Source organism: Serinicoccus sp. JS2-9 (genome assembly GCF_059025165.1).
This window is the reverse complement of sequence record NZ_CM180091.1, coordinates 2506687-2532780: the sequence shown is the minus strand read 5'-3', so window position 1 is coordinate 2532780 and position 26094 is coordinate 2506687. Positions and strand designations below refer to the sequence as shown.

The 26094-nt window shown below is 72.2% G+C and carries 24 protein-coding genes, 1 tRNA gene and 1 riboswitch; of the genes, 7 read left to right on the top strand and 18 right to left on the bottom strand.

Going from position 1 to position 26094, the window contains the following annotated elements:
- Positions 1 to 8 precede the first annotated feature (8 nt).
- On the bottom strand, positions 9 to 440 hold the full coding sequence (locus AC5PYY_RS12220) for an OsmC family protein (protein WP_493897080.1): 432 nt from the start codon (positions 438 to 440) through the stop codon (positions 9 to 11).
- Between the two features lie 19 nt (positions 441 to 459).
- On the opposite strand from AC5PYY_RS12220, the gene AC5PYY_RS12215 reads away from it, so the two are divergent.
- Entirely contained in the window at positions 460 to 1083 is a 624-nt protein-coding gene (locus AC5PYY_RS12215) for a histidine phosphatase family protein (protein ID WP_493897079.1), read from the top strand.
- Here the strand turns inward: AC5PYY_RS12215 and AC5PYY_RS12210 are convergent.
- The 13 genes from AC5PYY_RS12210 to AC5PYY_RS12150 all read right to left on the bottom strand — a co-directional run bounded on the left by AC5PYY_RS12210 (position 1080) and on the right by AC5PYY_RS12150 (position 12927).
- Positions 1080 to 2606 (bottom strand): glutamate-cysteine ligase family protein, encoded by a 1527-nt coding sequence (locus tag AC5PYY_RS12210; protein WP_493897078.1) that lies wholly within the window; start codon positions 2604 to 2606, stop codon positions 1080 to 1082. The genes AC5PYY_RS12215 and AC5PYY_RS12210 overlap by 4 nt on opposite strands.
- A gap of 109 nt (positions 2607 to 2715) precedes the next feature.
- Positions 2716 to 5604: an aminomethyl-transferring glycine dehydrogenase gene (gene gcvP, locus AC5PYY_RS12205; protein ID WP_493897077.1), complete on the bottom strand. Its 2889-nt coding sequence runs from the start codon at positions 5602 to 5604 to the stop codon at positions 2716 to 2718.
- A gap of 79 nt (positions 5605 to 5683) precedes the next feature.
- Positions 5684 to 5779: riboswitch (glycine riboswitch) on the bottom strand.
- 46 nt (positions 5780 to 5825) lie between these two features.
- A complete protein-coding gene (locus tag AC5PYY_RS12200) occupies positions 5826 to 6401 on the bottom strand; it encodes a MerR family transcriptional regulator (RefSeq protein ID WP_493899371.1) in 576 nt (191 codons plus the stop codon).
- Between the two features lie 152 nt (positions 6402 to 6553).
- A complete protein-coding gene (locus AC5PYY_RS12195; RefSeq protein ID WP_493897076.1) occupies positions 6554 to 7042 on the bottom strand; it encodes a bifunctional nuclease family protein in 489 nt (162 codons plus the stop codon).
- A 75-nt stretch (positions 7043 to 7117) separates the two neighbouring features.
- Complete coding sequence (gene ftsR, locus AC5PYY_RS12190) at positions 7118 to 7924, bottom strand: transcriptional regulator FtsR (protein ID WP_493897075.1); 807 nt, start codon at positions 7922 to 7924, stop codon at positions 7118 to 7120.
- Positions 7921 to 8382, bottom strand: coding sequence for an FHA domain-containing protein (locus AC5PYY_RS12185; RefSeq protein WP_493897074.1), 462 nt, complete (start codon positions 8380 to 8382; stop codon positions 7921 to 7923). Before AC5PYY_RS12185 ends, ftsR begins: the two co-directional genes overlap by 4 nt.
- 124 nt (positions 8383 to 8506) lie before the next feature.
- Positions 8507 to 8896 (bottom strand): glycine cleavage system protein GcvH, encoded by a 390-nt coding sequence (gene gcvH / locus AC5PYY_RS12180; RefSeq protein ID WP_493897073.1) that lies wholly within the window; start codon positions 8894 to 8896, stop codon positions 8507 to 8509.
- Between the two features lie 58 nt (positions 8897 to 8954).
- Positions 8955 to 9785, bottom strand: a complete 831-nt coding sequence (locus AC5PYY_RS12175; protein WP_493897072.1) for a DUF881 domain-containing protein — start codon at positions 9783 to 9785, stop codon at positions 8955 to 8957.
- Positions 9786 to 10118: a small basic family protein gene (locus AC5PYY_RS12170; protein WP_493897071.1), complete on the bottom strand. Its 333-nt coding sequence runs from the start codon at positions 10116 to 10118 to the stop codon at positions 9786 to 9788.
- On the bottom strand, positions 10119 to 11027 hold the full coding sequence (locus AC5PYY_RS12165) for a DUF881 domain-containing protein (protein WP_493897070.1): 909 nt from the start codon (positions 11025 to 11027) through the stop codon (positions 10119 to 10121). It abuts the gene before it with no gap.
- Positions 11024 to 11659, bottom strand: coding sequence for a CDP-alcohol phosphatidyltransferase family protein (locus AC5PYY_RS12160; protein ID WP_493897069.1), 636 nt, complete (start codon positions 11657 to 11659; stop codon positions 11024 to 11026). Before AC5PYY_RS12160 ends, AC5PYY_RS12165 begins: the two co-directional genes overlap by 4 nt.
- 75 nt (positions 11660 to 11734) lie before the next feature.
- Entirely contained in the window at positions 11735 to 11938 is a 204-nt protein-coding gene (locus AC5PYY_RS12155; protein ID WP_493897068.1) for a hypothetical protein, read from the bottom strand.
- Positions 11935 to 12927: a D-2-hydroxyacid dehydrogenase gene (locus AC5PYY_RS12150; protein WP_493897067.1), complete on the bottom strand. Its 993-nt coding sequence runs from the start codon at positions 12925 to 12927 to the stop codon at positions 11935 to 11937. Before AC5PYY_RS12150 ends, AC5PYY_RS12155 begins: the two co-directional genes overlap by 4 nt.
- A gap of 71 nt (positions 12928 to 12998) precedes the next feature.
- Between AC5PYY_RS12150 and AC5PYY_RS12145 the strand changes: the two genes are divergently transcribed.
- The 3 genes from AC5PYY_RS12145 to AC5PYY_RS12135 are packed head-to-tail and all read left to right on the top strand — an operon-like array spanning position 12999 to position 16722.
- Entirely contained in the window at positions 12999 to 14210 is a 1212-nt protein-coding gene (locus AC5PYY_RS12145; protein WP_493897066.1) for a M24 family metallopeptidase, read from the top strand.
- On the top strand, positions 14207 to 15484 hold the full coding sequence (locus tag AC5PYY_RS12140) for an aminotransferase-like domain-containing protein (RefSeq protein WP_493897065.1): 1278 nt from the start codon (positions 14207 to 14209) through the stop codon (positions 15482 to 15484). Before AC5PYY_RS12145 ends, AC5PYY_RS12140 begins: the two co-directional genes overlap by 4 nt.
- Positions 15481 to 16722 carry a M20 family metallopeptidase gene (locus AC5PYY_RS12135; protein WP_493897064.1) on the top strand — a complete coding sequence of 414 codons (1242 nt, stop codon included), beginning with the start codon at positions 15481 to 15483 and terminating at the stop codon, positions 16720 to 16722. The genes AC5PYY_RS12140 and AC5PYY_RS12135 overlap by 4 nt, the downstream gene beginning before the upstream one ends.
- Positions 16723 to 16856: 134 nt before the next feature.
- On the opposite strand, the gene AC5PYY_RS12130 is transcribed toward AC5PYY_RS12135, so the two are convergent.
- The gene (locus tag AC5PYY_RS12130; protein ID WP_493897063.1) at positions 16857 to 19742 is read right to left on the bottom strand and encodes an FAD-binding and (Fe-S)-binding domain-containing protein; all 2886 of its coding nucleotides are present in this window, start codon (positions 19740 to 19742) and stop codon (positions 16857 to 16859) included.
- Positions 19743 to 19832: 90 nt separating this feature from the next.
- Between AC5PYY_RS12130 and AC5PYY_RS12125 the strand changes: the two genes are divergently transcribed.
- Complete coding sequence (locus AC5PYY_RS12125; protein WP_493897062.1) at positions 19833 to 20510, top strand: GntR family transcriptional regulator; 678 nt, start codon at positions 19833 to 19835, stop codon at positions 20508 to 20510.
- A 50-nt stretch (positions 20511 to 20560) separates the two neighbouring features.
- Here the strand turns inward: AC5PYY_RS12125 and AC5PYY_RS12120 are convergent, their stop codons facing one another.
- Positions 20561 to 22069, bottom strand: a complete 1509-nt coding sequence (locus AC5PYY_RS12120; RefSeq protein ID WP_493897061.1) for an NAD-dependent succinate-semialdehyde dehydrogenase — start codon at positions 22067 to 22069, stop codon at positions 20561 to 20563.
- 77 nt (positions 22070 to 22146) lie between these two features.
- On the opposite strand from AC5PYY_RS12120, the gene AC5PYY_RS12115 reads away from it, so the two are divergent.
- Together AC5PYY_RS12115 and AC5PYY_RS12110 are read left to right on the top strand one after the other, a co-directional pair.
- The gene (locus AC5PYY_RS12115) at positions 22147 to 23397 is read left to right on the top strand and encodes an aspartate aminotransferase family protein (RefSeq protein WP_493897060.1); all 1251 of its coding nucleotides are present in this window, start codon (positions 22147 to 22149) and stop codon (positions 23395 to 23397) included.
- A 486-nt stretch (positions 23398 to 23883) separates the two neighbouring features.
- Positions 23884 to 24162, top strand: a complete 279-nt coding sequence (locus AC5PYY_RS12110) for a hypothetical protein (protein ID WP_493897059.1) — start codon at positions 23884 to 23886, stop codon at positions 24160 to 24162.
- 12 nt (positions 24163 to 24174) lie between these two features.
- On the opposite strand, the gene AC5PYY_RS12105 is transcribed toward AC5PYY_RS12110, so the two are convergent.
- Together AC5PYY_RS12105 and AC5PYY_RS12100 are read right to left on the bottom strand one after the other, a co-directional pair.
- A complete protein-coding gene (locus tag AC5PYY_RS12105; protein ID WP_493897058.1) occupies positions 24175 to 25794 on the bottom strand; it encodes a BCCT family transporter in 1620 nt (539 codons plus the stop codon).
- A 194-nt stretch (positions 25795 to 25988) separates the two neighbouring features.
- Positions 25989 to 26065: transfer RNA gene (locus AC5PYY_RS12100), tRNA-Pro, on the bottom strand.
- Between the last annotated feature and the right edge of the window lie 29 nt (positions 26066 to 26094).

Sequence of the window (26094 nt, the reverse complement as noted above, 5' to 3'; positions counted from 1 at the left end):
CGGAGGACTCAGCTGATCTCGAAGAAGACCGGCGTCGGCAGCGCCACGGTGCGGGACACCGTGCAGAGCCGGTCGCGCGACATGGCCACGGCCTCGGGCAGCCGCTCCCTCGCGGCGTCGCCGTCCACCCCCTCGGGGAAGGTGACCTGGACGGTCACGGTGACCGGGCCCAGGTGGTTGCCGTCCTCGTCGCGGAGCTTGTCCGCCGCGGCCGAGATCTCGAACGAGGTCGGCTCGGCCTTGCGGGAGGTGAGCAGATCGACGTCGATCCCGGAGCAGCCGGCGACCCCCACGAGGAGCAGCTCGACCGGGGTGAAGGCGTCACCGGCGGGTCCGGCGCCGCTGCCCACGGGGATCGTGCCCCCGCGCGCGTTGCGCGCCTCGAACTGCCCGGGCCCGGTGCGGGTGAGGGACACGGTACGCTGCGGGTCGTCGGCCATAGCCCGTAGTGTGCCAGGGATGAGCGACGAGACGACCGAGATCCCCGGCCCGGCCATCCCACCCCACCACCTGATCCTCATCCGCCACGGGCAGACCGAATGGTCCAAGTCCGGCCAGCACACCGGGCTCACCGACCTCCCCCTCCTGCCCGAGGGCGAGGAGGCGGCTGCGGGCCTGCGGCAGGTGCTGGCCGACCGCACCTTCGCCCACGTGCGTTGCTCGCCCTTGCAGCGGGCACGGCATACCGCAGAGCTGGCAGGCCTGAGCATCGACGAGATCGACGACGACCTGCGCGAGTGGGACTACGGCGGCTACGAGGGCCGCAGCACCCCGGAGATCCGGGCCGAGCTCGGCTACCGGTGGAACGTCTTCCACCACCAGATCATCCCGGGTGACACCCCGGGTGAGACGGTGGAGCAGGTCGCGGCCCGCGCCAGCGTCGTGCTGGAGCGGGTCTGGCCCCACCTGTTCGACGGTGACGTGGCGCTGGTCGGGCATGGGCACGCGCTGCGGATCCTCACCAGCGTCTACCTGCGCCAGGCGCCGCGCTTCGGGCAGCACCTGACCTTCGAGGTCGGCTCGGTCGCCGTCCTGGGCCACCACCGTGAGCAGCCGACGCTCGAGGCCTGGAACCAGCGCTAGGTGGAGGCGGAGGAAGGACCGTCGCTCGCGACCTCCACCGTCGGCACCTCCCAGGTGTGCACGGGGAGGTTGTCCTCGGAGTGGTCGAGGTAGTGGTCGAACATCCGCCGCAGCGCCTCGTCGCGGGAGTGCCCCGCGTCCTCGTAGGCCTCGGTGACCGCGACCTGCCAGCTGGCGCCGTTGGTCCCCGCCCGGCAGCGGCCCTCGATGATCGAGAGGTAGTGGTGGCGCACCTCGCGCCGTAGACCCAGGGCGGCGAGCCCGTCGTCGGCGACCGAGAGCAGGTGGTCGGCGATGAGCTCGACGGCCGGGATGCGCCCCAGCCCAGGCCACTTCTGCGTCGCCGTGATCCCGTGCTTGGAGGCGTCCCAGAAGTTCTTGTCGGCGTCGGCGAAGGACATCTTGGTCCAGATCGGCCGCCCGCTGGTGGTGAAGGCCTCGAGCAGTCCGTAGTAGAAGCAGGCGTTGGCGACCATGTCGACGACGGTCGGGCCGGCGGGGAGCACGCGGTTCTCCACCCGCAGGTGCGGCACGCCTTGGCTGGTGTCGTAGATCGGCCGGTTCCAGCGCCATACCGTGCCGTTGTGCAGCTTGAGGTCGGACAGCTGCGGCACACCACCGGCCGCGAGCACCGCCTGGGCGTCCTCGTCGGAGGTCTCGGGCAGCAACGCCGGGAAGGAGCGGACGTTCTCCTCGAAGAGGTCGAAGATCGAGGTGATCCAGGCCCGCCCGAAGTAGGCCCGGGGGCGCACGCCCTGGTGCTTGAGCTCGATGGAGCGGGTGTCGGTCATCTGGGTGAACAGCGGGATCCGCGTCTCGGCCCACAGCCGCTTGCCGAACAGGTAGGGCGAATTGGCGCCGACCGCGATCTGCAGGCCGGAGATCACCGACGCGGCATTCCAGTAGACCGGGAAGTCCTGTGGCGTCACCTGCTGGTGCAGCTGCACCGAGGTGCAGCCGGAGAGTGGTCCGATGGTGTCGTGATAGCTCGACACCGACTCCCCCGTCGGCCCCTCGATCTCCAGCTCGAAGCCCTCGCCGCGCTCCCGGATGAGCGAGTCGTTGAGGGCGGCGTAGCGCACGCCGTCCGAGAGCCACGGCTCGTCGAAGAGCTCGGCCGACAGCGTCGGGATGATCCCGGTGGCCGCCACCCGGGCCGAACGGCTGCGCGCCGCGTCACCGGCGCGGCGCAGGGACTGCGCCAGCCATCGCTCCAGGCGCACCGCCTGGTCGCCGGCCATCGGCCGGGGCGGGACGTTCATCTCGATGTTGTAGCGCCCGACCTCGGTCTGGAAGTCCTCCTCATCGAGCTCGTCGAGGATCTCCCGGTTGCGCATGGCCGGCGCGAGAGAGCCCTCCTCAATGAGGTTGAGCTCGATCTCCAGCCCCATCTGCGGACGGGTGAAGTCGAAGCGGCTGCCCTCCAGCATCTGCTCGAAGCAGTCGAGGTCGCTGCGGACCTTCTGTCGGAACGCCAGACGCTGCTCCCGCGTGAACTCGCTACGACTCACCTCTTGGCCCATGCCGGAATCCTCACACACTGTGGCCTGGCTCACCACCAGGTGCCCCGCGCGCCGCGGACCGAGCCTGGCGCGAGGTCAGCCCGATGGCCCCGCCGCGGCCCCGGGTGGCTCAGGCGCCGTCGTCCTCGAAGGCCTCCGGCGGCGGGCACGCGCAGACCAGGTTGCGGTCGCCGTAGACCCCGTCGATCCGGCGCACCGGCGGCCAGTACTTGCGGTCGGCGCGCACGCCGGGCGGGTAGGCGGCGGTCATCCGGTCGTAGTCGTGCTCCCACTCCCCCGCCAGGGCCAGCGCGGTATGCGGCGCGCCGCGCAGGACGCTGCGCTCCACGCCGTCCTCGGCAGCCTGGTCCATCTCGGCGCGGATCGCGATCATCGCGTCGATGAACCGGTCGATCTCCTCCTTGTCCTCGGACTCGGTCGGCTCGACCATGAGGGTGCCCGCGACCGGGAACGACATGGTCGGGGCGTGGAAGCCGTAGTCGATGAGCCGCTTGGCTACGTCGTCGACGGTGACCCCCGTGCTCTTGGTGAGGCCCCTCAGGTCGAGGATGCACTCGTGCGCGACCAGCCCGTGGTCGCCGGTGTAGAGGACCGGGAAGTGCTCGTGGAGCCGCGCGGCGATGTAGTTGGCCGACAGCACCGCGACCTGCCCGGACCGGGTCAGGCCCGCACCGCCCATGAGCCGGATGTAGGCCCACGGGATCTGCAGGATGCCGGCCGAGCCGAAGGGGGCGGCCGAGATCGGCCCCGGCCCGGTCTCCGGCCCCGCTTCGGGATCGAGCGGGTGATTGGGCAGGTAGGGCGCGAGGTGGGAACGGACGCCGATCGGACCGACGCCCGGCCCCCCGCCGCCGTGCGGGATGGTGAAGGTCTTGTGCAGGTTGAGGTGGCTGACGTCACCGCCGAACTCACCGGGCCGGGCGATCCCCAGCAGCGCGTTGAGGTTGGCGCCGTCGACGTAGACCTGGCCGCCGGCCTCGTGCACGAGCTCGCACAGCTCGGTGATCGTCTCCTCGTAGACCCCGTGCGTGGAGGGGTAGGTCACCATGATCGCCGCGAGCTGGTCGCGGTGGGTGTCGATCTTGGCGCGCAGGTCCTCGAGGTCGACCTCACCTTCGGCGGTGCTCTTGACGACGACCACCTTGAGGCCCGCCATGACCGCGCTGGCCGCGTTGGTGCCGTGGGCACTCGCGGGGATGAGGCAGATCGTGCGCTGGTCGTCCCCGCGGTCCAGGTGGTACTTCCGGATGGCCAGCAGCCCCGCGAACTCGCCCTGGGCGCCGGCGTTGGGCTGGAGCGACACCTCGTCGTAGCCGGTGATCTCGACCAGCCAGGCGCACAGCTGGTCGATGAGCTCGCGGTATCCCGCGCTCTGGTCGGCCGGGGCGAAGGGGTGCAGGGTGCCGAACTCGGGCCAGGTCACCGACTCCATCGCCGTGGTCGGGTTGAGCTTCATGGTGCAGGAGCCGAGCGGGATCATGCCGCGGTCCAGCGCGTAGTCCTTGTCCGACAGGGAGCGCAGATAGCGCAGCAGCGCCGTCTCGCTGCGGTGGCTGGAGAAGACCGGATGCGTCAGGTATGCCTCGTCCTCGGTGCGAGCGAGCGAGCCCCAGTCCGGCTCGGTGGGCTCGACGTCGGGCACCGCGGCCGCGTCCAGGCCGAAGGCCTCGGCCACCGCCGTCAGCTCGGCCGCGGTCGTGAGCTCATCGGTCGACAGCAGCACCGTGTCGTCGTCGACCCGCCACAGGTTGATGCCCCGCTCCAGCGCGCCCGCGAGCACCTCGCCCGCGCGCCCCGGCACGCGCACCGTGAGCGTGTCGAAGTAGGTGTCGACGGCGAGCTCCAGGCCAGCCCCGGTCAGCGCCGTGGCGAGGGCGCGGGCCGCGCCGTGCACCTGGAGCGCGATCCGACGCAGCCCGTCGGGCCCGTGCCAGACGGCATACATCGACGCCATGACGGCGAGCAGGACCTGGGCGGTGCAGATGTTGGAGGTCGCCTTCTCGCGACGGATGTGCTGCTCCCGGGTCTGCAGCGCCAGCCGGTAGGCCTGGGCGCCGTCGACGTCCTTGGAGACCCCGACGAGGCGACCGGGCAGCGTGCGCTCCAGCCCCTCACGGACGGCCAGATAGCCCGCGTGCGGGCCGCCGAAGCCCAGGGGCACCCCCAGCCGCTGGGTGCTGCCCACGGCGACGTCGGCACCCCAGCGCGCGGGCGGCGCGAGCAGCGTGAGCGCGAGCAGGTCGGCCGCCGCGGTGACCAGGGCCCCTGCCGCGTGGGCGGCCTCGGTCAGCGAGGTCCAGTCGCGGATCTGCCCGTCCGCACCCGGATACTGCACGATCACGCCGAAGACGTCGCGGTCACCGGCGGCGGCGCGCAACGACCGCTCGTCGGCGACGCCCGTCAGGTCCGCCGCGACGACGTCCCAGCCGACCGCCTCGGCGCGGGCGGCGATCACCGCGTGCGACTGCGGGAGCAGGTGCTCGTCGAGGAGCAGCACCGCGTCCTGACCCACCTTGCTGGTGCGCCGCATCAGGGCCATCGCCTCGGCCGCCGCCGTGCCCTCGTCGAGCATCGAGGCGCCGGCGATGGCCAGCCCCGTGAGATCGGTGACGACGGTCTGGAAGTTGAGCAGCGCCTCCAGCCGACCCTGGGAGATCTCCGGCTGGTACGGCGTGTAGGCGGTGTACCAGGCCGGGTTCTCCAGCACGCCGCGAAGCACGACCGGCGGCGTCTGGGTGCCGTAGTAACCCAGCCCGATCATCGGCGTCACGACGCGGTTCTTGGCAGCCAAGGAGGCCAGCTCGGCGATGACCGCCTGCTCGCTCGGGGCCGCCTCGATGTCGAGCGGCCGCTCGGAGCGGATCGCGGCCGGAGCGGCCGCCTCGACCAGCGACTCGAGGCTGTCGTAGCCGAGCAGCTCGAGCATCTGGGCGACGTCGTCCTCGCGGGGGCCGACGTGACGGGCGACGAAGTCGGCGTGCGGCTGGCGGGAACTCATGGGTGGCAGGCTCCTTCAGGCAGGTGACGAGAACCTCCCCCTCTGCCGGCCCCGCCGCGGCGGGACGTTCCAGAGTTGCCTGATCCGCGTGGTCCCGGGCGCCTGAGAGCTTGGTGGGGAGTATGCCCCTTCGGCGCCTCGCCGACCGCGGCGAGGACTCTCCCACGCGACGTCGATGGCAGACGCCAATCTAGCAGGGCCCGTCGCCGGCCTCGCGCCCCTCAGGAGGTCTTGCGGGCGCGTCGCCGCAGGGAGAGCTCGTCACCCGGGTGGTCCACGGTGACCACGTCGACGTCGGCACGCTCGCTGGGCAGCTCGGCCAGCTGACCCTCGACCTCGCGCCAGACGCTGCCGACGGCGATGGCGAAGACACCCTGGCCGCCGCGGACGAGGTCGATCACCTCGTCGTCGCTGGTGCACTCGTAGACGCTGGCGCCGTCGCTCATGAGCGTGATGTGGGCCAGGTCCTGCACGCCGCGCTCGCGGAGCGCGTTGACGGCGATCCGGATCTGCTGCAGCGAGATCCCGGTGTCGAGCAGCCGCTTGATGATCTTGAGGACGAGGATGTCCCGGAAGCTGTAGAGCCGCTGCGTGCCGGAGCCGCTGGGGTTGCGCACCGAGGGCTCCACAAGGCCCGTGCGGGCCCAGTAGTCCAGCTGCCGGTAGGTCACGCCGGCCGCGCCACAGGCCGTCGGGCCGCGGTAGCCGATGCCGTCGTCCAGAGCCGCGGTGTCGTCGGTGAAGAGCAGGCCCTGCGAGGGGGCATGGTTCGCGTCGTCTCCGGCGCCGTGGTCCACGGCCCCCGCCCGACCCGTGGTCCCACCGGGTGCGTCTGCGCCAGCCTTCACCGGCCCTCCTCGCTGTTGTGACTCATGTGACTCATGTGTCTGAGGTTCACGAACTGACGGTATGCCGCGACCGACCCTCGGTCACGCCGCCACGCCGAGACTCACTGCTCTTCTCCCTCGCCCTGCTCGTGCTCGAAGTCCTCGGCGGAGACCTGGTCGAGGAACTCCCGGAAGCGCTCCACCTCGTCCTCGTCCTCCACCGCCATCTGGACGCCCACCTCGTCCAGCAGCTCCTCCGTGGTGAGGATGGGGGTGGCCGACCGCAGCGCCAGCGCGATCGCGTCCGACGGCCGCGCCGACAGCACGGTCTCACCGTCGAAGTGCAGCTCGGCGTGGAAGACACCCTCGTGCAACTCGGTGATGTGCACCTTCTCCAGCCGGCGCCCGAGCGCCTCGACCATCGTCACCATGAGGTCGTGGGTGAGAGGACGGGGCGGTTCCACGCCTTGCTGCGCGTAGGCGATCGCCGTCGCTTCGGGGGCGCCGATCCAGATCGGGACATAACGCTGTCCCTCCCGCTCCCGCAGCAGCACGATCGGGCTGTTGTTCGGCATCTCCACCCGGACCCCGAGGACGTCGAGCTCTCTCACCCTCCTCACGGTACCCCGTGCGGGCGCCCTGGCGTCAGGTGGACGGGTGGCCGGGAGCTGGTGCCGGCGCCACCCTCAGCGCGACTGGTTGAGGCCGGAGCGCACGAGCGCCACGTGCAGCGCGAGGCTGTGCGCCAGCAGCTGCGCCTCGGCCTCGGCCGGGTCCGGCCCGGAGGCGCCCCGGGCGCGGCGCCGCCGCAGCGGCTCGAGGAGCTGCTGGGTGAGCCCGACCTCTCGGTCGGCCGCCACCCGGAACAACCGCAGGTGGCGCGCCTCGAGCCCGTATCGGGCCAGGGCCGCCGCGGCCTCGGCCACGTCGATGTCGTCGGCGTGGTGCTTGCCGCTGGAGTCGGTGCGCAGCAGCCCGAACGCCTTGAGCTGGCCGTAGGCGGCGGAGTCCAGGCCGGTCTTCTCACGCAGCTCTGACGGGGAGAGCCGGACCGCGCGGCGACGTCGCAGGGCCGCCGCGCTGAGGTCGCTGACCGGAGCATGCCGACCACTCTGACCCTCCGGATCGTCCCGCTCGGGGGCGGCGGACGGCATACCCTGCGGGTCTGCCCCGGGCGAGGTGAGACCGGGCACGTCCAGACCCTGGTCGAGCCGGTCGAGCGCGTCCTTGATGACCTTGTGCGGCCAGAAGCGGTCGCGCTGCGCGGTGAGGATGAAGCGCAGCCGGGCCACGTCCGCCTCGGAGAAGAGGCGGTAGCCGGAGGCGCGCCGCTCCGGGCTGACCAGGCCCTCCTGCTCGAGGTAGCGGATCTTGGACTGCGTCAGGTCCGGGAAGTCGCCGTGCAGCTGACGCACCACGTCGCCGATCGACATCCCCCCGGTCCCCCCGACCCCCGAGGCGCCCCCGGTCTCCTCGGATGCCGCTGAGGTCACGAGCGACCGCGGTAGTAGACCAGGCGGAACTTGCCGATCTGGACCTCGTCACCCTGGGTCAGCGCGGACTCGTCGATGCGCTGCCGGTTGACGTAGGTGCCGTTGAGCGAGCCGACGTCGCGCACGGCATACCCCTCGCCGTCCTTGACGAAGACGGCGTGCCGACGCGAGACGGTGACGTCGTCGAGGAAGATGTCGCTCTTGGGGTGCCGACCGGAGGAGACCTCGTCGGCGTCGAGCAGGAAGCGGGCGCCGGTGTTGGGGCCGCGGAGCACGATGAGCAGGGCGGTGCCCGGACGCAGCGCGTCCACCGTGCGCTGGTCCTCGGGAGACAGCCGCGGCGCCTCGTCGTCGAAGGTGTACTCCGCCGCGGGCAGGTCGACGCCGCCGGGCAGCCGCGCGGTCGTCGGGTCGGTGCCCCGGTCGTGGTGCTCGCGGTCACGATTCTCGCCACTCACGGTGCGGGCCTCCTGGTGTGCGTCGGTGGTGGACGATGTGGACGACCGGCGGCCCCAGGCCGCCGGTCTCCCCAACTCTACGGCAGACCGCTGACGGACGATGCAGGTCAGCGGGTCGGCCAGCTCAGTCCAGCTGGGCCTGGTAGGTCTCGGCGTCCATGAGGTCGTCCAGGACGGACATGTCGGCGAGTCGGAGCTCATACATCCACCCCTCGCCGTAGCTGTCGGTGTTGACCAGCTCCGGGGTGGCGTCCAGCGCCTCGTTGACGGCCACGACCTCGCCCGCGAGCGGGGCGTAGATGTCGCTCACCGACTTGGTCGACTCCACCTCGCCGCAGGAGTCCCCCGGGGCGACCGAGTCGCCGGCCGACGGGAGGGAGACGTAGACGACGTCGCCGAGCGCATCCTGGGCGTAGGACGTGATGCCCACGCGCACCACCCCGTCGCCGACGTCGCGCACCCACTCGTGGTCACTGGTGTAGCGCAGGTCATCGGGGTACTGCAGGCTGCTCATCGCTCTCCTCGGGGTAACCGGTGCGCCGACGCTCGGACGGCAGTGGCCTGTGCCCGCCCTAGGGAACCTCGGACGAGGGCACAGGCTGAGCGTAACGAGGCTCGATCGGCTCGTGCAACGCCCGCACGACCACCGCGTCCGCCTCCACCACCGAGACGCTCGCCCCGGCTCCCCGCAGGGCGTCGGAGAAGCCGCCGGGGATCGCCATCGCGCCGGCCAGCGTGTGCGAGTCGCCGATCGCCACGATCGTGTAGGGGCTGCCCAAGGGCTCGCCGTCGACGAGGACCTGGCCGTCCGCGTCGGTGGTGACGTAGCTCGAGGCCACGACGCGCACGGACCCGACCTGGATCGCCTCGGCCCCCGCGTCGCGCAGCTCCTGGACACCGTCCAGCAGCATGGTCTGGGTGACGACGGCTCCCCGGTCGTCGACGAGGATGGTGATGCCCGGGCCGGAGACGGGCACCGTGCCCGCGAGGATCTGGTAGGACTGGAGGCGCTCCTGGGCCGCTTCGGCCGCAGCCACGTCGCCCTCGTCCCCGAGCAGCCGCGACCGGTCCTCCTCGAGCTGCTGCACCTCCGAGCGCAGCGAATCCACCCGGCTGGTGACGTCGTCGAGCAGCGCCACGAGCTCGGTCTGCCTCAGCTGCTGCAGGCCTGCCTCCTCGGTGACCCGGACCTGCGCGACGAGGGCGAGGCCGAGGAGGGCGGTGAGGAGCGCGGCGACCAGCTGGCCGCGGTCCGGGTTGAACCGGCGGAAGTCACGCAGCCGCCCCCGCGCCTCCTCGCGTGTCGGCGCGGCGCGACGCCGCAGCCGGGCGAAGCGGCCGACCTTGGGGGGCGGCGTGGGCTCCTCGGGCACCTCGCGGTCCGGGGTGGATCGGTCCGCCACTCAGGCCCCCAGCAGGTGACGCCGGATGGCGGCCACGTTGGAGAAGATGCGCAGCCCGAGCACCACCACGACCCCGGTGGACAGCTGCGCCCCGACGCCCAGCTGGTTGCCCAGGAAGACGATGAGGGCGGCGACGACGACGTTGGAGAGGAAGGAGATGACGAAGACCCGGTCGTTGAAGATGCCCTCGAGGGAGGCCCGCGCGGCACCGAAGACCGCGTCGAGGGCGGCGATGACGGCGATCGGCAGATAGGGCTGCAGCCAGATCGGCACCTCCGGGCTGAGGAACAGGCCGAGGACGATGCCGACCAGCAGACCGATGACGGGGACCATTCAGCGCTCCTCGAGCGGATCGGGGGATGGGAGTCCGGGGGTGGGCTCGCTCCCAGGGTCGAGAGTGGCGACGGCGCCGACGCGCGTGATGAGCCGCTCGGCGGCGCCGATGGTGATCGCGTCGGAGGAGCTCACCTCGGCCTGCAGCCCGAGCTGTTGCCGCAGCTCGGCCAGGTAGGCACCGGTGAGCCCGGAGCTGGTCTCGCGGGCCAGCGCGTCGGGATCGCCGATGGCGCGCACGACGTAGGGCGGCGTGAGGCCGCGGAAGTCGACGATGATCGCCTGGCCGGCGAAGCGGATCGCGGAGGTGCTGGTGAGGCGGTGCTCGTTGATCGAGACGGCCTCCGCCCCCGCGAGCCAGAGCCCGTTGACGACGAGCTGCAGGTCGCGGGCGTTGACCCGCTCCGGGTCCGCCTCCTCCCCCGGCGCGGCATCGGGCACCTGCTCCGCGTCGGCGAGGGTCACCTCCACCCCCGGGCCGCGCACGGCGATGGCGCCGGCCTGCACGGCGGCGGCGGCGATCTGGTCGCCCGTGCCCTCGGTGGCCAGGGCCTGCTGCTCCAGCGCGCCGACCTCCGCCCGCAGCTGCTCGACCAGGAGCCTCTGCTCGTCGCCGACCTCCTGGGCCGCCTCGATGCGGGCGATCACCTGCTCGCGGCCCTCGGCCGCGGCCGGGTCGGGGGTGCGCAGGGTGACGGCCGCCACGGTGCAGATGATGCCGACGACGACCGAGGTGGCGAACATCAGCCAGGTGCGGGTCCCCGAGGACGCGGGCAGACCGGCGGCGACCCGGTCCTCGGCCGCCGAGTGGTAGCCAGGGCCCAGCGGCGGGTCCAGGACCTCGTCCAGCAGCGCCATCGACGCCGCCGGGTTGGGGTCGCGCTCCGCGGTGCCGCGCGGCCACCTCATACGCTCGCCGTCCCTTCGCGCCGCCGTTGCCGCACCATGTGCGCGACCTGCCAGCCGTAGACCAGGCCGGTGACCCAGTAGAGCACGGTCCCCCACCAGATCAACGCCCATCCCGCCGCGAGGCACGCGGTCGTCCACCAGCCGTCGACGTGCCCGAGCAGGAGCAGCGGGAAGCCACCGAAGAGGTTGAAGGTGGCGGCCTTGCCGATGAAGGTCACCGGCGGGACGGGGAGCCGCTCCGCACGTACGACGGGATACATCGCCAGGATGAAGGCCTCGCGGCCGAAGAGCACGAGCACCAGCCACCAGGGGATGACGCCGACGACGGCCAGACCCAGCACCGTCGCCGCCATGTAGAGCCGGTCCGCGATGGGGTCCAGCACGGAGCCGAGACGACTGGTCAGGCCGTAGCGGCGCGCGATCTTGCCGTCCGCGAAGTCGGAGGCTCCCGCCACCACGAGCACCAGGCCGGCCCAGCCGAGCTCGCGCTCGATCAACGTCCAGACGAAGACGGGGACGAGCAGCAGCCGCAGCATGGAGAGCAGGTTGGGCACCGTCCAGAGGCGATCGGTCTGGGGCAGGACACGCTGCTCCTCGATCGCGCCGGACGCATCCCCCTGCCCAGTGCTCATAGGCCGAGTGTATGGCGTGACTCCCCGCCCTCCCGCGCAGACGGGCCGCTTCTGGTGGGCTCGGTGACCCGCCTCTCAGTGCCAGCGCTCCGGGCGGTCCACCACGTCCTCGACCGCGGCCTGGTCACCGGCGGCGATCCCGTCGGCGGGTCCGTGGTCGGCAGGTCGCAGCCGACCCGCGAGCCAGACGGCGAGGACGAGTAACCCGGTGCCGGACCGCGCTGCCGGGGCGAGCACCCCGGCCCTCAGGCCGGACGTCGGCGGCAGCGCCGACGTCATACCTGCCCTCCGGACGGGCCGGGGACGTAGCCCAGGCGCGTGTCCACGACGCCGGTGAGCGGCTCCCCCGCGAGCCACCGGCGCGCGTTGCCGACGAACTGGTCGGCGAGCGTGTCCCGCCAGCCGACGACGTCGCCGCTGAGGTGGGCCGAGACGACGAGCCCGGGCACGTCCCACACCGGCGAGTCGGCCGGGAGCGGCTCCTCGGTGAACACGTCGAGGCTGGCCCCGGCGATCTGGCCGGTCCAGAGTGCCGTGACCAGGTCGTCCTGGACCACGCTCGCGCCGCGCCCGATGTTGACGAGGTGGGCGTGCGGCGCCATGGCCGCGAGGACCGCGGCGTCGACGAGACCGGCGGTCTGCGGCGTGAGGGGGGCGGCGTTGACGACGTGGTCGGCCCACCCGACGTGGTCGACGAGGGCGTCGCTGCGCACGATCTCGCCCAGATCGGGGTCGTCGACGCGCTCGCGCCGCCCGGCGCCACGGACCTCGCAGCCCACGGCCTGCAGGAGCCGGCCGATCTCGCGTCCGATGCCGCCCGTCCCGATCACGAGCACCCGCTTGCCCCGCAGGAGCTGGGTCTCCCGGTGCGCCCAGACGTGCTCGCGCTGGAGCCGCATGCTCTCGTGCAGCCGCTTGTCGTGGGCGAGGATGCTGGCGAGGACGAACTCGGCGATGGGCCGGTCGAAGACCCCGTGCGCGTTGGTGACGACCACCTCGGACTCCCGCAGGCCGTCGAAGACCAGCGTGTCGACGCCCGCGGCGGCGACGTGGATCCACTCCAGCGCGTCGGCGGCCGGCCACGCCTGTTCCAGCGCAGAGGAGAAGAAGTCCCAGAGGAAGAGCGCCCGGGCCCCGGGGAGGGCGCCTGCCAGCCCGGCCGGCTCGACCACGACCAGCTCCAGCTCCTGGGCCAGACCCTCCAGCTGCGGCGGCGGGGCCAGGTCGGGTGCCGTCAGGACCACGGTGCGCGGGCGGGGTGCGGTCACATCGCGACGGTAGGAAGGCCGTGTCGGATTGTCAACAATCCGCTCCGTCGGGCATCGTGGGGGCGGTGGACATGGGCGAGATCACGGCCGCGGAGCAGACGGCGCACCCGCACACGCTGCGACCAGAGCACGAGCAGCGGATGGAGCGGGTGCAGGCCGAGCTGGCCGCTCGGGGCCAGGACGCCCTGGTCGTCACCGACCCGGCGAACCTCTACTACCTCACGGGCTACAACGCCTGGTCGTTCTACATGCCCCAGGCCCTGCTGGTGCCCGTGACCGGGCAGGCGCACCTGATGCTGCGGGCCATGGACGCCAAGGGAGGGCACCACACCGCCACCCTGCCGTCCGAGCGTATCCACGGCTATCCCGAGCACTACGTGCACCGCCGCGAGATCCACCCCTTCGAGTGGATCGCCGAGCGCGGTCGCGACGTCGGAGCCCTGCCCGCCGCCGGCGGGGTGGTCGCGCTCGAGCTGGACGCGCACTTCACCTCGCCCCGCGCCTACCTCGCCCTCGCCCGCACGCTGCCGGAGGCCCAGCTGGTGGACAGCCACGAGCTGGTGAACTGGCTGCGGGTGGTCAAGTCCGACACCGAGATCGCGCTCATGCGCGCCGCGGGGCAGGTGACGCGGCAGGCGATGATGGTGGCGATCGACACCCTCCGGGAGGGGCGGCGGCAGTGCGACGTCGTGGCCGAGATCCAGCGGGCCCAGTGCCACGGCACCGAGGCGCTCGGCGGCGACTACCCCGCGATCGTGCCCCTGCTGCCCAGCGGCGAGACCGCCGGCACCCCCCACCTCACCTGGGTCGAGGAGCCGCTGCGCCGCGGTGAGGCCACGACGATCGAGCTGTCCGGCGTGCATCGCCGCTATCACGTGCCCCTGGCCCGGACCGTCAGCCTCGGCCCTCCCCCGCGCCGGTTGGCCGAGACGGCCGAGGCCACCGCGCGGGCGCTGGACCGCGCCCTGGAGACGATGCACCCGGGCGCCACGACGGCTGACGTCCACGGGGCGTTCAGCGCCGAGCTGGCGCGCCACGGGCTGAGCAAGGACTCGCGCATCGGCTACTCCATCGGCATCGGCTTCCCCCCGGATTGGGGCGAGCGGACGGTGAGCCTGCGCGCCGAGGATACGACGGTCCTCGCTCCTGGCATGTGCTTCCACCTGATCCTCGGCATGTGGATGGACCGCTGGGGGTATGAGACCTCCGAGTCGGTCCACGTCACCGCCTCCGGCCCCGAACTCCTCGCCCCCCTCGACCAAGGATTGGTGATCCACCCATGACGACCGCCTCGACGCACGAGCCGACGACCGACATACCGCAGCCCGCGGGTCCGGCCACCCGCTCGACCGCCCTGCCCCTGGCCGCGCGCGCCGACCAGCTCGTCGGCTCGGTCATCGACTCCAGCACCTCGCTGCTCGCCAAGCAGACGCACGACATCGTGCGCTTCGCCATGGGCAGCCCCGCGGCGGAGGCGATCCCGTGGGAGCGGCTCGGCGAGGTCGGCCGGGAGGGGCTGGGTAGCGCCGGTGCCTTCGACTACGCCGCCACCGAGGGCGACCCGGCCCTGCGGGAGGCGCTCCTCGAGATGCTCGCGGGCACGACCGACGCCACGACCGACGAACGCCTGACCATCACGGCGGGCGGTATGCAGGGACTCGACCTGGCGGCAAAGCTCTTCATCGACCCCGGTGACCTCGTCACGGTCGAGTCTCCGACGTATACCAACGGCAGCGCGACGGCGCTGGCCTATCAGGCCGAGCTGGCGGAGATCCCCGTGGACGAGGAGGGGATGTCGATCGCCGCGCTGCGCGAGGCCGTCGACCAGGCCGGGCGGACCCCGAAGGTGATCTACACGATCCCGACCTTCCAGAACCCGTCCGGCACCTCGATGTCCCTGGAGCGACGGCAGGAGCTGCTCGAGCTGGCGCGGTCCTGGGGCAGCGTGGTGCTCGACGACGACCCCTACGGCATGTTGCGCTTCGCCGGAGATCCGGTGCCCAGCCTGCACGAGCTGGCCGAGGGGGACACGCTGGTCTTCTCGGTCCGGACCTTCTCCAAGATCATCGCGCCGGGCCTGCGCGTGGGCTGGGTGGACGCGGACCCGTCGCTACAGCAGCTGCTCATCCACGCCAAGCAGTCGATGGACACCTGCACCAACCTTCCGGCGCAGCGACTCGTCGCGGGGTTCCTGGCCGGGGGTCATCTGGACGACCACCTCGCGACCCAGCGGGAGGAGTACCGCCGCCGCAAGGAGACCATGCAGGAGGCGCTCGCCGAGCACTTCACCGGCCGCGCGACCTGGACCGACCCCGAGGGCGGCTTCTTCCTGTGGGTGTCCTTCGACGACGGCGTGGACACCGAGGCGCTCTTCGAGCCGGCGCTGGCGCAGGGCGTGGCCTACATCCCGGGCAACGCCTTCTCGCCGGGGCGACGCTTCCCGCACGACCTGCGGCTCTGCTTCGCCTCGACGCCGCCGGACCGGATCCGCGAGGGCGTCGCCCGTCTGGCGCGCGCCGTCGACGCCCAGGGTGGTCGGGGGCCGGAGGGCGCATGATCCCGGCCGAGGTGGCGGCGCTGCACAAGGTCACCGCCGAGCGGGTGGCGCTGATGGCCCAGGCCCTGGTCCGCGCCCCGGGCGCCAACCCTCCGGGTGAGGAGGCAGCCACCGCCGCCGTGCTGGCCGACCTGGCGCGCGAGCTGCACCTGCAGGTGGAGCAGCGCGAGGTGGCACCCGGCCGACCCAACGTGCGGGTGACCCTACCCGGCGGCGACGGGCCCGGCCTGCTCTTCCTCGGGCATACCGACGTCGTGCCTCCCGGCGATGCCGCGGACTGGACCGGCGACCCCTATGCCGGCGACCTGGTCGACGGCCGGCTCGTCGGGCGCGGCAGCGCGGACATGAAGGGCGGGCTCGCCGCCGTGCTGCTCGCGATGGCCGCCGTCCGGGAGACCGCCGTCGTGCCGTCCGGGCCGGTGCATCTGGACGCGTTGTGCGACGAGGAGCAGAACGGCATCGGCATCCGCGCGTTCGTCGCCGGGCCACGGCCGGAGGTGCTGGGCTGCGTGGTGGCTGAGCCGACCGACCTGGCGACGGTGGTCGCGGCGCGGGGAGCCTGCTATCTGCACGTCGAGGTGCGCGGGGTCGCGGCGCACGCAGGGCGGCCCGAGGACGGCCGCAACGCGATCGGTGGTGCCGCGCTGGTGGTGGCCGACCTGGAGCGGTGGCACGAGGAGCTGCGCGGGGACGCCCACGCCCTGGTCGGCCCGGCCACGGTCAACGTGGGTGTCATCGAGGGCGGGACGTCGGGGTCGGCCGTGCCCGACCTGTGCCGGATCGAGGTGGACCGCCGGCTGCTGCCCGGCGAGCCGGTGGAGGCGGTGGTGGAGGCTCTGCGCGAGCGGCTGGCGGCGCTGGACCTCGGGTCGCGCGGGCTGACCTGGACGGTGACCTCGCCGATGGACATGCCCGGCTTCGAGACAGCCCCGGACGACCGCTTCGTCACGGTGGTGGACGACGCGATGAACGGTGCCGGGCGCGGCCCCGCTCCCCTCGCCGGCTGGACCGCCGCCTGCGACGGCGGCTTCGTGGCGCGTGAGTGGGGCATACCCGTCGTGGTGCAAGGCCCCGGCTCGGTCGCCGAGCAGGCGCACCGCCCGGACGAGTCGGTCGCGATCGACGAGCTCGTCACTGCCGCCCGCGGCTACGCCCGCACGATCCTCCACCTCCTCCACACGAGCCCGCACACCCCGAACAGCCCGGACAGCCCCACCGCCGCACCGAGCGCACGTTAGTCACGCACCGAGCGCGCGTTAGTCACGCACCGAGCGCGCGTTCGTCACGCACCGAGCGCGCGTTCGTCACGCACCGAGCGTGCGCCAGTCACGCCACCACGTGACGAACGTGCGTCCGGTGCGACAAGGGGGCGTCAGGGCCTCGGGAGTATGCCGTCGGCCAGCAGCTCGGCGAGGTGGCGGCCGCGGCGCTCGGTGAGGTCGGCGATCTGGGTGCGGCAGGAGAAGCCGTCCGAGAGCACCTCCGTCGAGGACGGCGCCGCCCGCACGGCCGGCGCCAGCACCCGCTCGCCGATCTGCCGCGACAATTCCTCGTGCCCGTCCTCGAAGCCGAAGTTGCCGGCCAGGCCGCAACAGCCGGAGTCCGGCACCTCGGCCCGCACCCCGGCGCGCCGCAGCAGCTCCCGGTCGGCCTCGAAGCCCAGCACCGCGTGCTGATGGCAGTGCACCTGCACCAGCGCATCCCGGTCCAGCTGCGGCGGCTCCCACGACGGCGCCAGGTCGCGCACCGTCTCGGCGAGCGTGCGCACCTGCGACTTCGCCAACGCCGCGCGCTCGTCCCCCGGCAAGAGCTCCACCGCCTCGTGCCGGAAGAGCGCCGTGCAGCTCGGCTCCAGCCCCACGACCGTCGCCCCCGCCCGCAGCGCCGGCTCGATGACTCCGAGCGAGTGGCGCAGCACCCGCGCCGCGACGCCCAGCTGCCCGGTCGACACCCAGGTCAGCCCGCAGCACACCTGACCCTGCGGCAGGTGCACCGCGAACCCCGCGTCCTCAAGCACCGCGACCGCCGCACGGCCCACCTCCGGCGCGAGGTATGACGTGAAGGTGTCCGGCCAGAGCAGCACCGGCACCCGCCCCTCACCCCGGGCGGGGGTGTGCTCCCGCGCGAACCACGCGGGGAACGACTGCCGCGCGAAGCGCGGGATCTCCCGGTCCCCGGCCACGCCGCCGAGGCGCTTCAGCACCCCAGCGCCCCGTGACGCGCTCACCGCGTTGATCGCCCCCGGTGCCACCGCCGCCGCCCGCGCGAGCGCCGGCAGCCACCCCATCGACCAGTGCGAGCGGGGCCGCGCCCACGGCCGCCCCCGGTAGTGCTGGTGCGTGAACTCTGCCTTGTAGGTCGCCATGTCCACGTTGACCGGACAGTCCCCCACGCAGCCCTTGCACGACAGGCACAGGTCGAGCGCGTCGCGCACCTCCTCGGCCCGCCACCCGTCGGTGATGACGTCGCCCTCCATCATCTCGAAGAGCACGCGGGCGCGTCCGCGCGTCGAGTGCTGCTCCTCCCGCGTCACCTGATAGCTCGGGCACATCACGCCACCGGAGGTCTGCACGCACTTGCCCACCCCCACGCACCTCCGCTGCGCCTGCGCGAAGCTCCCTGCGTCCTGGCTGAAGGCCAGCCTTGTCTGCCCGTCGAAGCCGGCGGCGTGGCCGTGCTGGCGCAGCGCCTCGTCCACCGGCGGCGGGTCCACGATGACCCGGGGGTTGAGCTGCCCGTGCGGGTCCCACACCCGCTTGACCTGGGCGAAGAGCGCGGTCGCGTCGGCGCCGTACATCCGCTCCAGCAGCCCGCCGCGCGCCCGCCCGTCGCCGTGCTCGCCCGAGACCGACCCCCCGAGGGATACCACGAGTTCGGTCGCCTGCTCGACGAAGGAGCGGTAGTCGCGCACCCCGTCGTCGCTCACCAGGTCGAAGTCGATCCGCATATGCATGCAGCCCTCGCCGAAGTGCCCGTAGGACGCCCCGGAGTAGCCGAACCGCCCCATGAGCTCGTCGAGCCCCGTCAGGTAGTCGCCCAGCCGCGCCGGAGGCACCGCCGCGTCCTCCCACCCGGCCCACGCCTCGGCACCGTCCGCCCGCCGCGTCGCCAGCCCGGTCCCGTCACGTCGGCAGCGCCACAGCACTGCCTGCGAGGCCGGGTCGGTGACGACCGCCGCCGTGCTGCCCGGTATGGCGTCGCGCACCGCCTCCGCCACCGTCGCCGCCGTGGCGCGCGCCGCGGCCTCGTCCTCGGCGCCGAGCTCGACGAGCAGCCACATCTGCCCCTCGGGCAGCCCGGCCGCCTCCGCCGCCCGGCGGGTGTCGGCCGGCAACCGCTCCACCAGCGTCGCGTTGATCGACTCCATCGTCAGCGGCTCGTGCGGCAGCACGGTCGGGACGCTCCGGGCGGCGGAGACCGCGTCGGGGAAGCCGAGCGTCAGCAGGACCACCGCCGGCGGCACCTGCGCCAGCGCCACCGTGGCCTCCAGCGTGGTGGCGAGCGTTCCCTCGCTGCCGCAGAGCAGCCGCGCGAGATCGACGCCGCGCTCCGGGTGCAGGTGCTGCAGCGCATACCCCGAGATCTGCCGGCTGAAGGTGCCGAAGCGCCGCTCGATGAGCATCGCGTGCCGCTCCCCCAGCGCCGCCAGCTCCTGGTGGAGCCTGGCCAGCACCGGGTCGACCCACCCTGGATCCCCTTGTGCCGCAACGTCATCGACCCGCGCCACGACGCGCGCTCGCTCCCCTGCCGCGCTCAGCACCCGCAGCTCCCGCACGTTGTCGGCGGTCGTGCCCCACGCGACCGAGTGCGCGCCGCAGGCGTTGTTGCCGATCATCCCGCCGAGCGTGCATCGGCTGGCCGACGACGGGTCGGCGCCGAAGGTCAGCCCGTGCCGCTTCGCCGCCGCATTGAGGTGCCCCAGCACCACGCCGGGCTGCACCGTCGCCGTCCGGGCCACCGGGTCGAGCTCGACGATCCGGTCCAGGTGCCGCGAGGTGTCGACGACGACCCCGCCGAGCGCGTTGCCGGCCATCGACGTCCCGGCGCCCCGCAACGCGACCGGAGCTCCCGCCTCCCGCGCCAGACCGAGCGCGGCCACGAGATCCTCCTCGTCGCGCGGCACGACGACCAGGTCCGGCACGACCCGGTAGTTCGACGCGTCCGTCGCATACAGCGCCCGCCCAAGCGCGTCCCCGCGCACCTCGCCCCGCACCTGGGCCGCCAGCGAGCGCCGGAGCCGGTCCACGTCATACCGCATCGAGCACGCCCTCCGATCTGATTGTCTACAATCTACGCACACCACGGTCCGGCTCCACCGCCGGACCCGTCACCGACGACAGGGGCACCGATGAGTGCGTTGCAACCGGTGCAGCGCGAGTCCACGCCGAGCCTGGTCGCCGCCCGCATCCGCGAGGCGATCGCCAGCGGCGAGATCCTGCCCGGCAGCCAGCTGGGCGAGGTGGAGTATGCCGCGCGGCTGGGCGTGAGCCGCGGCCCGCTGCGCGAGGGATTGCAGCGGCTCACCCAGGAGGGGCTGCTCGTCGCGCACCGCAACCGTGGACTCTTCGTCATCGAGATGACCGACGACCGGGTCCGCGATCTCTACCTTGCCCGCTCAGCCGTCGAGCGCGCCGCCGGCGCTCGCATCCACGAGACCGACGCGGCGGGGGCCTCCACGGCGCTGCTTACCGTCGTCGACGACATGGCCGGCGCCGCCGCGACGCAGGACGTCCGCGCCGTCAGCACGGCCGACATCCACTTCCACCAGGTGCTTGTCGACCACGCCGACAGTCCGCACCTGTCCCACATCCACGCCACGCTGCTCACCGAGACGCGCATGTGCATCCACCTGCTGGAGCCGACCTATGCCGTGGACGAGGCCCGCGTCGGGGAGCACCGCGAGATCGCGCGCTCGCTCGCCGCGGGCGACCCGCGGCATACCGACGAGCTGCTGGTGCATCACATGCGCGACGCGGTGCAGCGGCTCACCGGCTCGCCCGAGGGCGGCCCGGCCGAACCCGTCTGAGCACCTCTGAGCGGGAGCCGGGCTTCGCCTCAGCCGGCAGCGCCTCCGGCTCAGTCGGTGGCCGGCTTCGGTCCGGCGATGCCGACGTACTTCACCTCGAGGAACTCCTCGATCCCGACCGAACCCCCTTCGCGCCCGAGCCCGGACTCCTTGATCCCGCCGAACGGCGCCGCCGGGTTGGAGACGACGCCCTGGTTGAGCCCGACCATGCCCGTCTCGAGTGCCTCGGCCATCCGCAGCGACCGGTCCAGGTCGCGGGTGTAGACGTAGGAGACGAGCCCGAAAGGGGTGTCGTTGGCCAGCCGTACGACCTCCTCCTCCGTCGCGAAGGGCGTGAGCGGGGCCACCGGGCCGAAGATCTCCTCCCGACCCATCCGCGCGTCCGGCGAGACGCCGGTGAGGACGGTGGGCGGGTAGAAGTAGCCCTCGCCCTGCGGCGTCTGGCCGCCGGTGAGCACCTCCGCTCCCCCGTCGACGGCGTCCTGGACCAGCTCACCCACCTTGTCCTGGGCCGCCTGGTCGATGAGCGGGCCGACCTGTACGCCGTCCTCGGTGCCCGGCCCGACGCGCAGCCCGCCCATCTGCTCGGCCAGCCGCCGGCCGAACTCCTCGGCGACGCCCTCGTGCACGTAGATCCGGTTGGCGGCGGTGCAGGCCTCCCCCATGTTGCGCATCTTCGCAGCCATCGCCCCGGCGACGGCGTCGTCGAGGTCGGCGTCGTCGAAGACGATGAAGGGCGCGTTTCCGCCCAGCTCCATCGACGTGCGCAGCACCCGCTCAGCGGCCTGCTCGAGCAGGACCTTGCCGACCTTGGTGGAGCCGGTGAACGACAGCTTGCGGGCCGGGCCGGAGCGGATCATCGGCTCCATCACCTCCCCGGCGTGCGTGGTCGGGACCGCGTTGAGGGCACCGGCGGGCACTCCCACCTCGTGCAGGATCTCGATGAGGGCGAGCATCGACAGCGGCGTCTGGTGGGCCGGCTTGACGACGCTCGTGCAGCCGGCGGCGAGGGCCGGCGCGACCTTGCGGGTGCCCATCGCCATCGGGAAGTTCCACGGGGTGATGAGCAGCGAGGGTCCGACCGGCTGCCGCATGACGAGAAAGCGGGCCTTCCCGTCGGGGCTGGTCTGGTATCCACCGTCGATCCGCAGCGCCTCCCCTGCGAAGTGGCGCAGAAACTCCGCCGCGTAGGTCACCTCGCCCTTGGCCTCGGCCAGCGGTTTGCCCATCTCGAGCGTCATGACGCGCGCCAGGTCGTCGGCGCGGTCCATGACGGCCTGGTATGCCGCGAGCAGCCAGTCGTAGCGCTGCCGCGGAGAGGTCGCGGCGAGCTCGGCCTGGGCCGCGGCCGCCGTCTCGAGCGCACGCATACCGTCCTGGGGGGTGGCGTCCGCGACGGTGGTGAGCACGTGCCCGGTCGCCGGGTCGACGACGTCGAAGCGCTCGCCGGAGCTCGCCGGCTGCCACGCTCCCCCGATGAAGAGGTCGGTCGGCACCCCCTCAAGGGCGTCCTGCGCCCCTGCATCGCTGGTCGTGCTGCCTGTCGCCTGCGTCGTCATCGCTGCCTCCTGGACCCTTCGGATGAGGTACGTTCAGATTGTCGACAATCTAGCAACCGCACCGCAAAGGATCGACCGTGGCGCACCTCAGCCCTCTGCTCAAGCAGGCCACCCCCGTCATCGCCGCCCGTGGCGAGGGCGCGCTGATCTTCGACGAGGACGATCGGCGCTATCTCGACTTCACCGCCGGCATCGGCGTGACGAGCACCGGCCACGCGCACCCGGACGTCGTCGCGGCCGCGCAGGAGCAGATCGGCAAGATCATCCACGCGCAGTACACGACGGTCATGCACCGTCCCCTGCTCGACCTCGTCGAGCGGATGTCCGAGGTGCTCCCCGCGGGGTTGGACTCGATGTTCTTCGTCAACAGCGGGTCCGAGGCGGTGGAGGCCTCGCTGCGGCTGGCCCGGCAGGCCACCGGACGCCCCAACATCATCGCCTTCCACGGCGGCTTCCACGGCCGGACGGTGGCGGCGGCCTCGCTCACCACCTCGGGCACGAAGTTCCGCTCCGGCTTCGCGCCGCTCATGCCGGGGGTGGCGATCTCGCCGTTCCCGAGCCCCACCCACTACGGCTGGAGCCAGGAGGAGGCCACCGCCTTCGCGCTGCGCGAGCTGGACTACCTGCTGCAGACCGTCAGCTCCCCGCAGGACACCGCGGCCTTCCTCGTCGAGCCGGTGCTGGGCGAGGGTGGCTACGTGCCCGCGTCTGCGGAGTTCTTCGCCGGCCTGCGCGAGCGCGCCGACCGGTACGGCATCCTGCTCGTCGTCGACGAGGTCCAGACCGGCTGGGGCCGCACCGGCAGGTTCTGGGGGCACGACCACTTCGGCGTGGCTCCCGACGTGCTCATCACGGCCAAGGGCATCGCCTCCGGATTCCCGCTGTCCGGGATCGCGGCCTCCGAGGAGCTCATGAGCAAGGCTTGGCCCGGGTCGCAGGGCGGCACCTATGGCGCCAACGCGGTGGCCTGCGCCGCCGCCATCGCCACCCTGGACGTCATGCAGCGCGAGGGACTCGTCGAGGCCGCGGCCTCCCGCGGCGAGCAGCTGCGCGGGCGGCTGCAGGGCGCCGCCGACGAGCACGACCAGATCACCGACGTGCGCGGGCTCGGCCTCATGCTGGGCTCGGAGTTCCGCACCCCCGACGGCGAGCCGGACGGCGCCACCGCCGCGCGGGCCCAGCAGGCAGCGGCCGAGCACGGCTTGCTGCTGCTCACCTGCGGCGCCTGGTCGCAGGTCGTCCGCTTCATCCCCGCCCTCGTGGTCACGCAGGAACAGGTGGACGAGGCCGGCGACCTGTGGAGCAAGGCCCTCGCCGACGTCCTCTGAACACACCGCCGACACCTCACCGGGCGTCGCGAGTGGTTGCCCCACACCCCACCGGGCGTCGCGACTGGTTGCCCCACACCCCACCGGGCGTCGCGCATGGTGGCCTCGGCCTCTCGACGACACGCCCGACCCGATCGGCCTTAGCGTTCAGGTGAACGCTGGGGCCGACGACACGCCCGACCCGATCGGCCCTGGCGTTCACGTGAACGCTCTGGCCGACCGGCACCAGAGTCGACGTCAGACCGAGGGCGGCCAGCGGCGCCGACGCCAGTCGCCCCAGGACGCCGACTGAGGCGGCGTAGGGTCATTCGCCCACCTCATCCCGCCATGATCCACCGTCACCCACCACGAGCCGGTATGCCGTGACGGCGGCGGACAGAACCGTGGGCGCCGCTCGTGTGTCAAGACAGGTATGCAGTCCTCATCCCGGGTGCGGCGCGACGCGGAGTTCTCTGCGTTCGTCGAGGCGCACTGACGACGGCTCCCTTGTGCGCGGTCGATCTGGCCTTCACCCGCGAAGCGACGCTCGCGTGGTGCGACGAGCAGATCTACGCGTGGGTTGTGCACCGGGGCACCGAACGTGCCGCCCTCGTCAGCCAGGGCGATCCACCGCAGGTGGCGCAGATCTGGGTCGTCGACTCGCTGGACGTCACGGTGGCCGTCCTGGACTCTCTGCCCTCCGGCCCGTCCCAGGAGCTGGTGTCCTGGGACGCCGAGGGTGAGGTCACCGACGTCGTGCCCACGCCGGCAGGAGGGGACGGCTGAGCCGCCGCGCCCTCACGCGTCCGTCGTCTCCTCCGACTGCCGGTGGATGTGCTTCTTCGGGCTGATGTCGTCGTCCCCACGAGTGACCCGCAGCTTCTCCGACCGCAGTCCGGCGAAGAGCGCCGGGATCATCGCGAAGACGAGGATGAAGATCGGCAGTCCGATGACGGTGATGACCTGTTGCAGGGCGTTGAGCCCTTCGTCGCCGCCGAGGACGATGAGCAGCGCCGCCAGCGCGCCGAGGCAGACCGCCCAGAAGACGCGCTGGCCGACCGGGCCTTCCTCGTCCTCACCGCTGCAGAGCATGTCGACGACCAGCGCCGCCGAGTCCGCCGAGGTCGCGAAGAAGAGCGCGACGATGACGACCACCAGGCCCTGCAGCAGCGGGGTCCAGGGGAAGTTCTCGAAGAAGGTGAACATCGCCAACGGCACGCTCTCGCCGACCGCGGTGGAGATCGGTCCGCCGTCGCCACCGATGCCGTCGATGTTCATCGCCGACCACCCGAAGATGACGAACCAGACGAGGGTGAACAGCGAGGGCGCGACCAGCACGCCGCCGATGAACTCACGCACCGTCCGGCCCCGCGAGATCCGCGCCAGGAAGACGCCCATGAACGGCGCCCAGGTCACGGTCCAGGCCCAGTAGAAGACGGTCCACCCGGCCTGCCAGCCCCAACCGTCCTCGGTGGTCTCGTTGGCCAGCGCGTCGTTCCAGAACGACAGCTCGGGCAGCGCCGCGAGGTAGTTGCCGGCGCTCTCCACCAGCTCGCGGAGCAGGAAGACAGTCGCCCCGCCGGTGAAGAGGACGAAGAGCATCATGCCCACCGCCATAGCGATGTTGAGGTTCGACAGCCGCTTGATGCCCTTGTCGAGCCCGACCGCGACCGACACCGTGGCCACCGCTGTGAGCACCGCGATGACGACGACCTTGACGACAACCCCGTCGCCGACGCCGGTGAGCTCCGAGAGCCCCGCGCTGATCTGCGAGGTGCCCAGGCCGAGACTCACCGCGAGCCCGAAGAGCGTACCGAGCACCGCGAAGACGTCGATGCTCTTGCCGATCGGCCCGTGGATGCGCTCCTTGAGGAACGGGTAGAAGACCGAGCTCACCCGCATCGGCAGGTCGTAGCGGTAGATGAAGAAGCCGAAGGCCAGCCCCGGGAGGGTGAAGATCGTCCAGGTATGCAGTCCGAGGTGGTAGAGCGCGATGTTCATCGCGTCCTCGGCGGCTGCGGCGCTGTAGGGCTCGACGCCCGGGAACGGCGGCGCGCTGAAGTGCGAGATCGGCTCCGCCACACCCCAGAACATCAGCACCGTGCCGATGCCACCGGCGAAGAGCATGGTGAACCACGACAGCCGCGAGTAGCGCGGCTTCTCGTCGCCCTTGCCCAGGCGCAGCTCGCCGTACTTGCTGATCGCGATCCAGATGAGGAAGATCAGCCAGGCGGTGACACCAAGGATGAAGAACCAGCCGAGGTTCGTCGTCACCCACGAGCGTGCCGCGGCGAAACCCTCGCCGATGCCTCCGGGGAAGAGCAGCAGCAGGATGAGGATGACCACCATCAGGCCGGCTGAGGTGAAGAAGATCTGGGGGTTGGTCTTCAGGCCGAGTCGTCGTGCGAGAGCGTCCACGTGGAATCCCAGGGTAGCTGTCTACTTGTCGACAATCGACCCTAGCGAGACATTCACCTGCTGGCTAGGCCTGAGACACAGCCTCCCGCACAGCCCCCTCCGGATCGAGCGCCCCGGGCCGACCAGGGACCATGCGAAAGGGCCGGACCCGCGCGATGTCGGTCCGGCCCCGTGCGATGTCCGAGGACATCCGATGGTCGGGCTGACAGGATTTGAACCTGCGACCCCTTGACCCCCAGTCAAGTGCGCTACCAAACTGCGCCACAGCCCGTGGCTGTCACCGCCGGGGCGGCAACCTGG

Coding starts and splice junctions, on each gene's coding strand:
- AC5PYY_RS12210 (WP_493897078.1), bottom strand. CDS start 2,606: ATGGGCCAAGAGGTGAGTCGTAGCGAGTTCACGCGGGAGCAGCGTCTG.
- AC5PYY_RS12155 (WP_493897068.1), bottom strand. CDS start 11,938: ATGACGTCGGCGCTGCCGCCGACGTCCGGCCTGAGGGCCGGGGTGCTC.
- AC5PYY_RS12140 (WP_493897065.1), top strand. CDS start 14,207: ATGACGACCGCCTCGACGCACGAGCCGACGACCGACATACCGCAGCCC.
- AC5PYY_RS12145 (WP_493897066.1), top strand. CDS start 12,999: ATGGGCGAGATCACGGCCGCGGAGCAGACGGCGCACCCGCACACGCTG.
- AC5PYY_RS12125 (WP_493897062.1), top strand. CDS start 19,833: ATGAGTGCGTTGCAACCGGTGCAGCGCGAGTCCACGCCGAGCCTGGTC.
- AC5PYY_RS12215 (WP_493897079.1), top strand. CDS start 460: ATGAGCGACGAGACGACCGAGATCCCCGGCCCGGCCATCCCACCCCAC.
- AC5PYY_RS12165 (WP_493897070.1), bottom strand. CDS start 11,027: ATGAGGTGGCCGCGCGGCACCGCGGAGCGCGACCCCAACCCGGCGGCG.
- AC5PYY_RS12170 (WP_493897071.1), bottom strand. CDS start 10,118: ATGGTCCCCGTCATCGGTCTGCTGGTCGGCATCGTCCTCGGCCTGTTC.
- AC5PYY_RS12135 (WP_493897064.1), top strand. CDS start 15,481: ATGATCCCGGCCGAGGTGGCGGCGCTGCACAAGGTCACCGCCGAGCGG.
- AC5PYY_RS12160 (WP_493897069.1), bottom strand. CDS start 11,659: ATGAGCACTGGGCAGGGGGATGCGTCCGGCGCGATCGAGGAGCAGCGT.
- gcvH (WP_493897073.1), bottom strand. CDS start 8,896: ATGAGCAGCCTGCAGTACCCCGATGACCTGCGCTACACCAGTGACCAC.
- gcvP (WP_493897077.1), bottom strand. CDS start 5,604: ATGAGTTCCCGCCAGCCGCACGCCGACTTCGTCGCCCGTCACGTCGGC.
- AC5PYY_RS12120 (WP_493897061.1), bottom strand. CDS start 22,069: ATGACGACGCAGGCGACAGGCAGCACGACCAGCGATGCAGGGGCGCAG.
- AC5PYY_RS12220 (WP_493897080.1), bottom strand. CDS start 440: ATGGCCGACGACCCGCAGCGTACCGTGTCCCTCACCCGCACCGGGCCC.
- AC5PYY_RS12130 (WP_493897063.1), bottom strand. CDS start 19,742: ATGCGGTATGACGTGGACCGGCTCCGGCGCTCGCTGGCGGCCCAGGTG.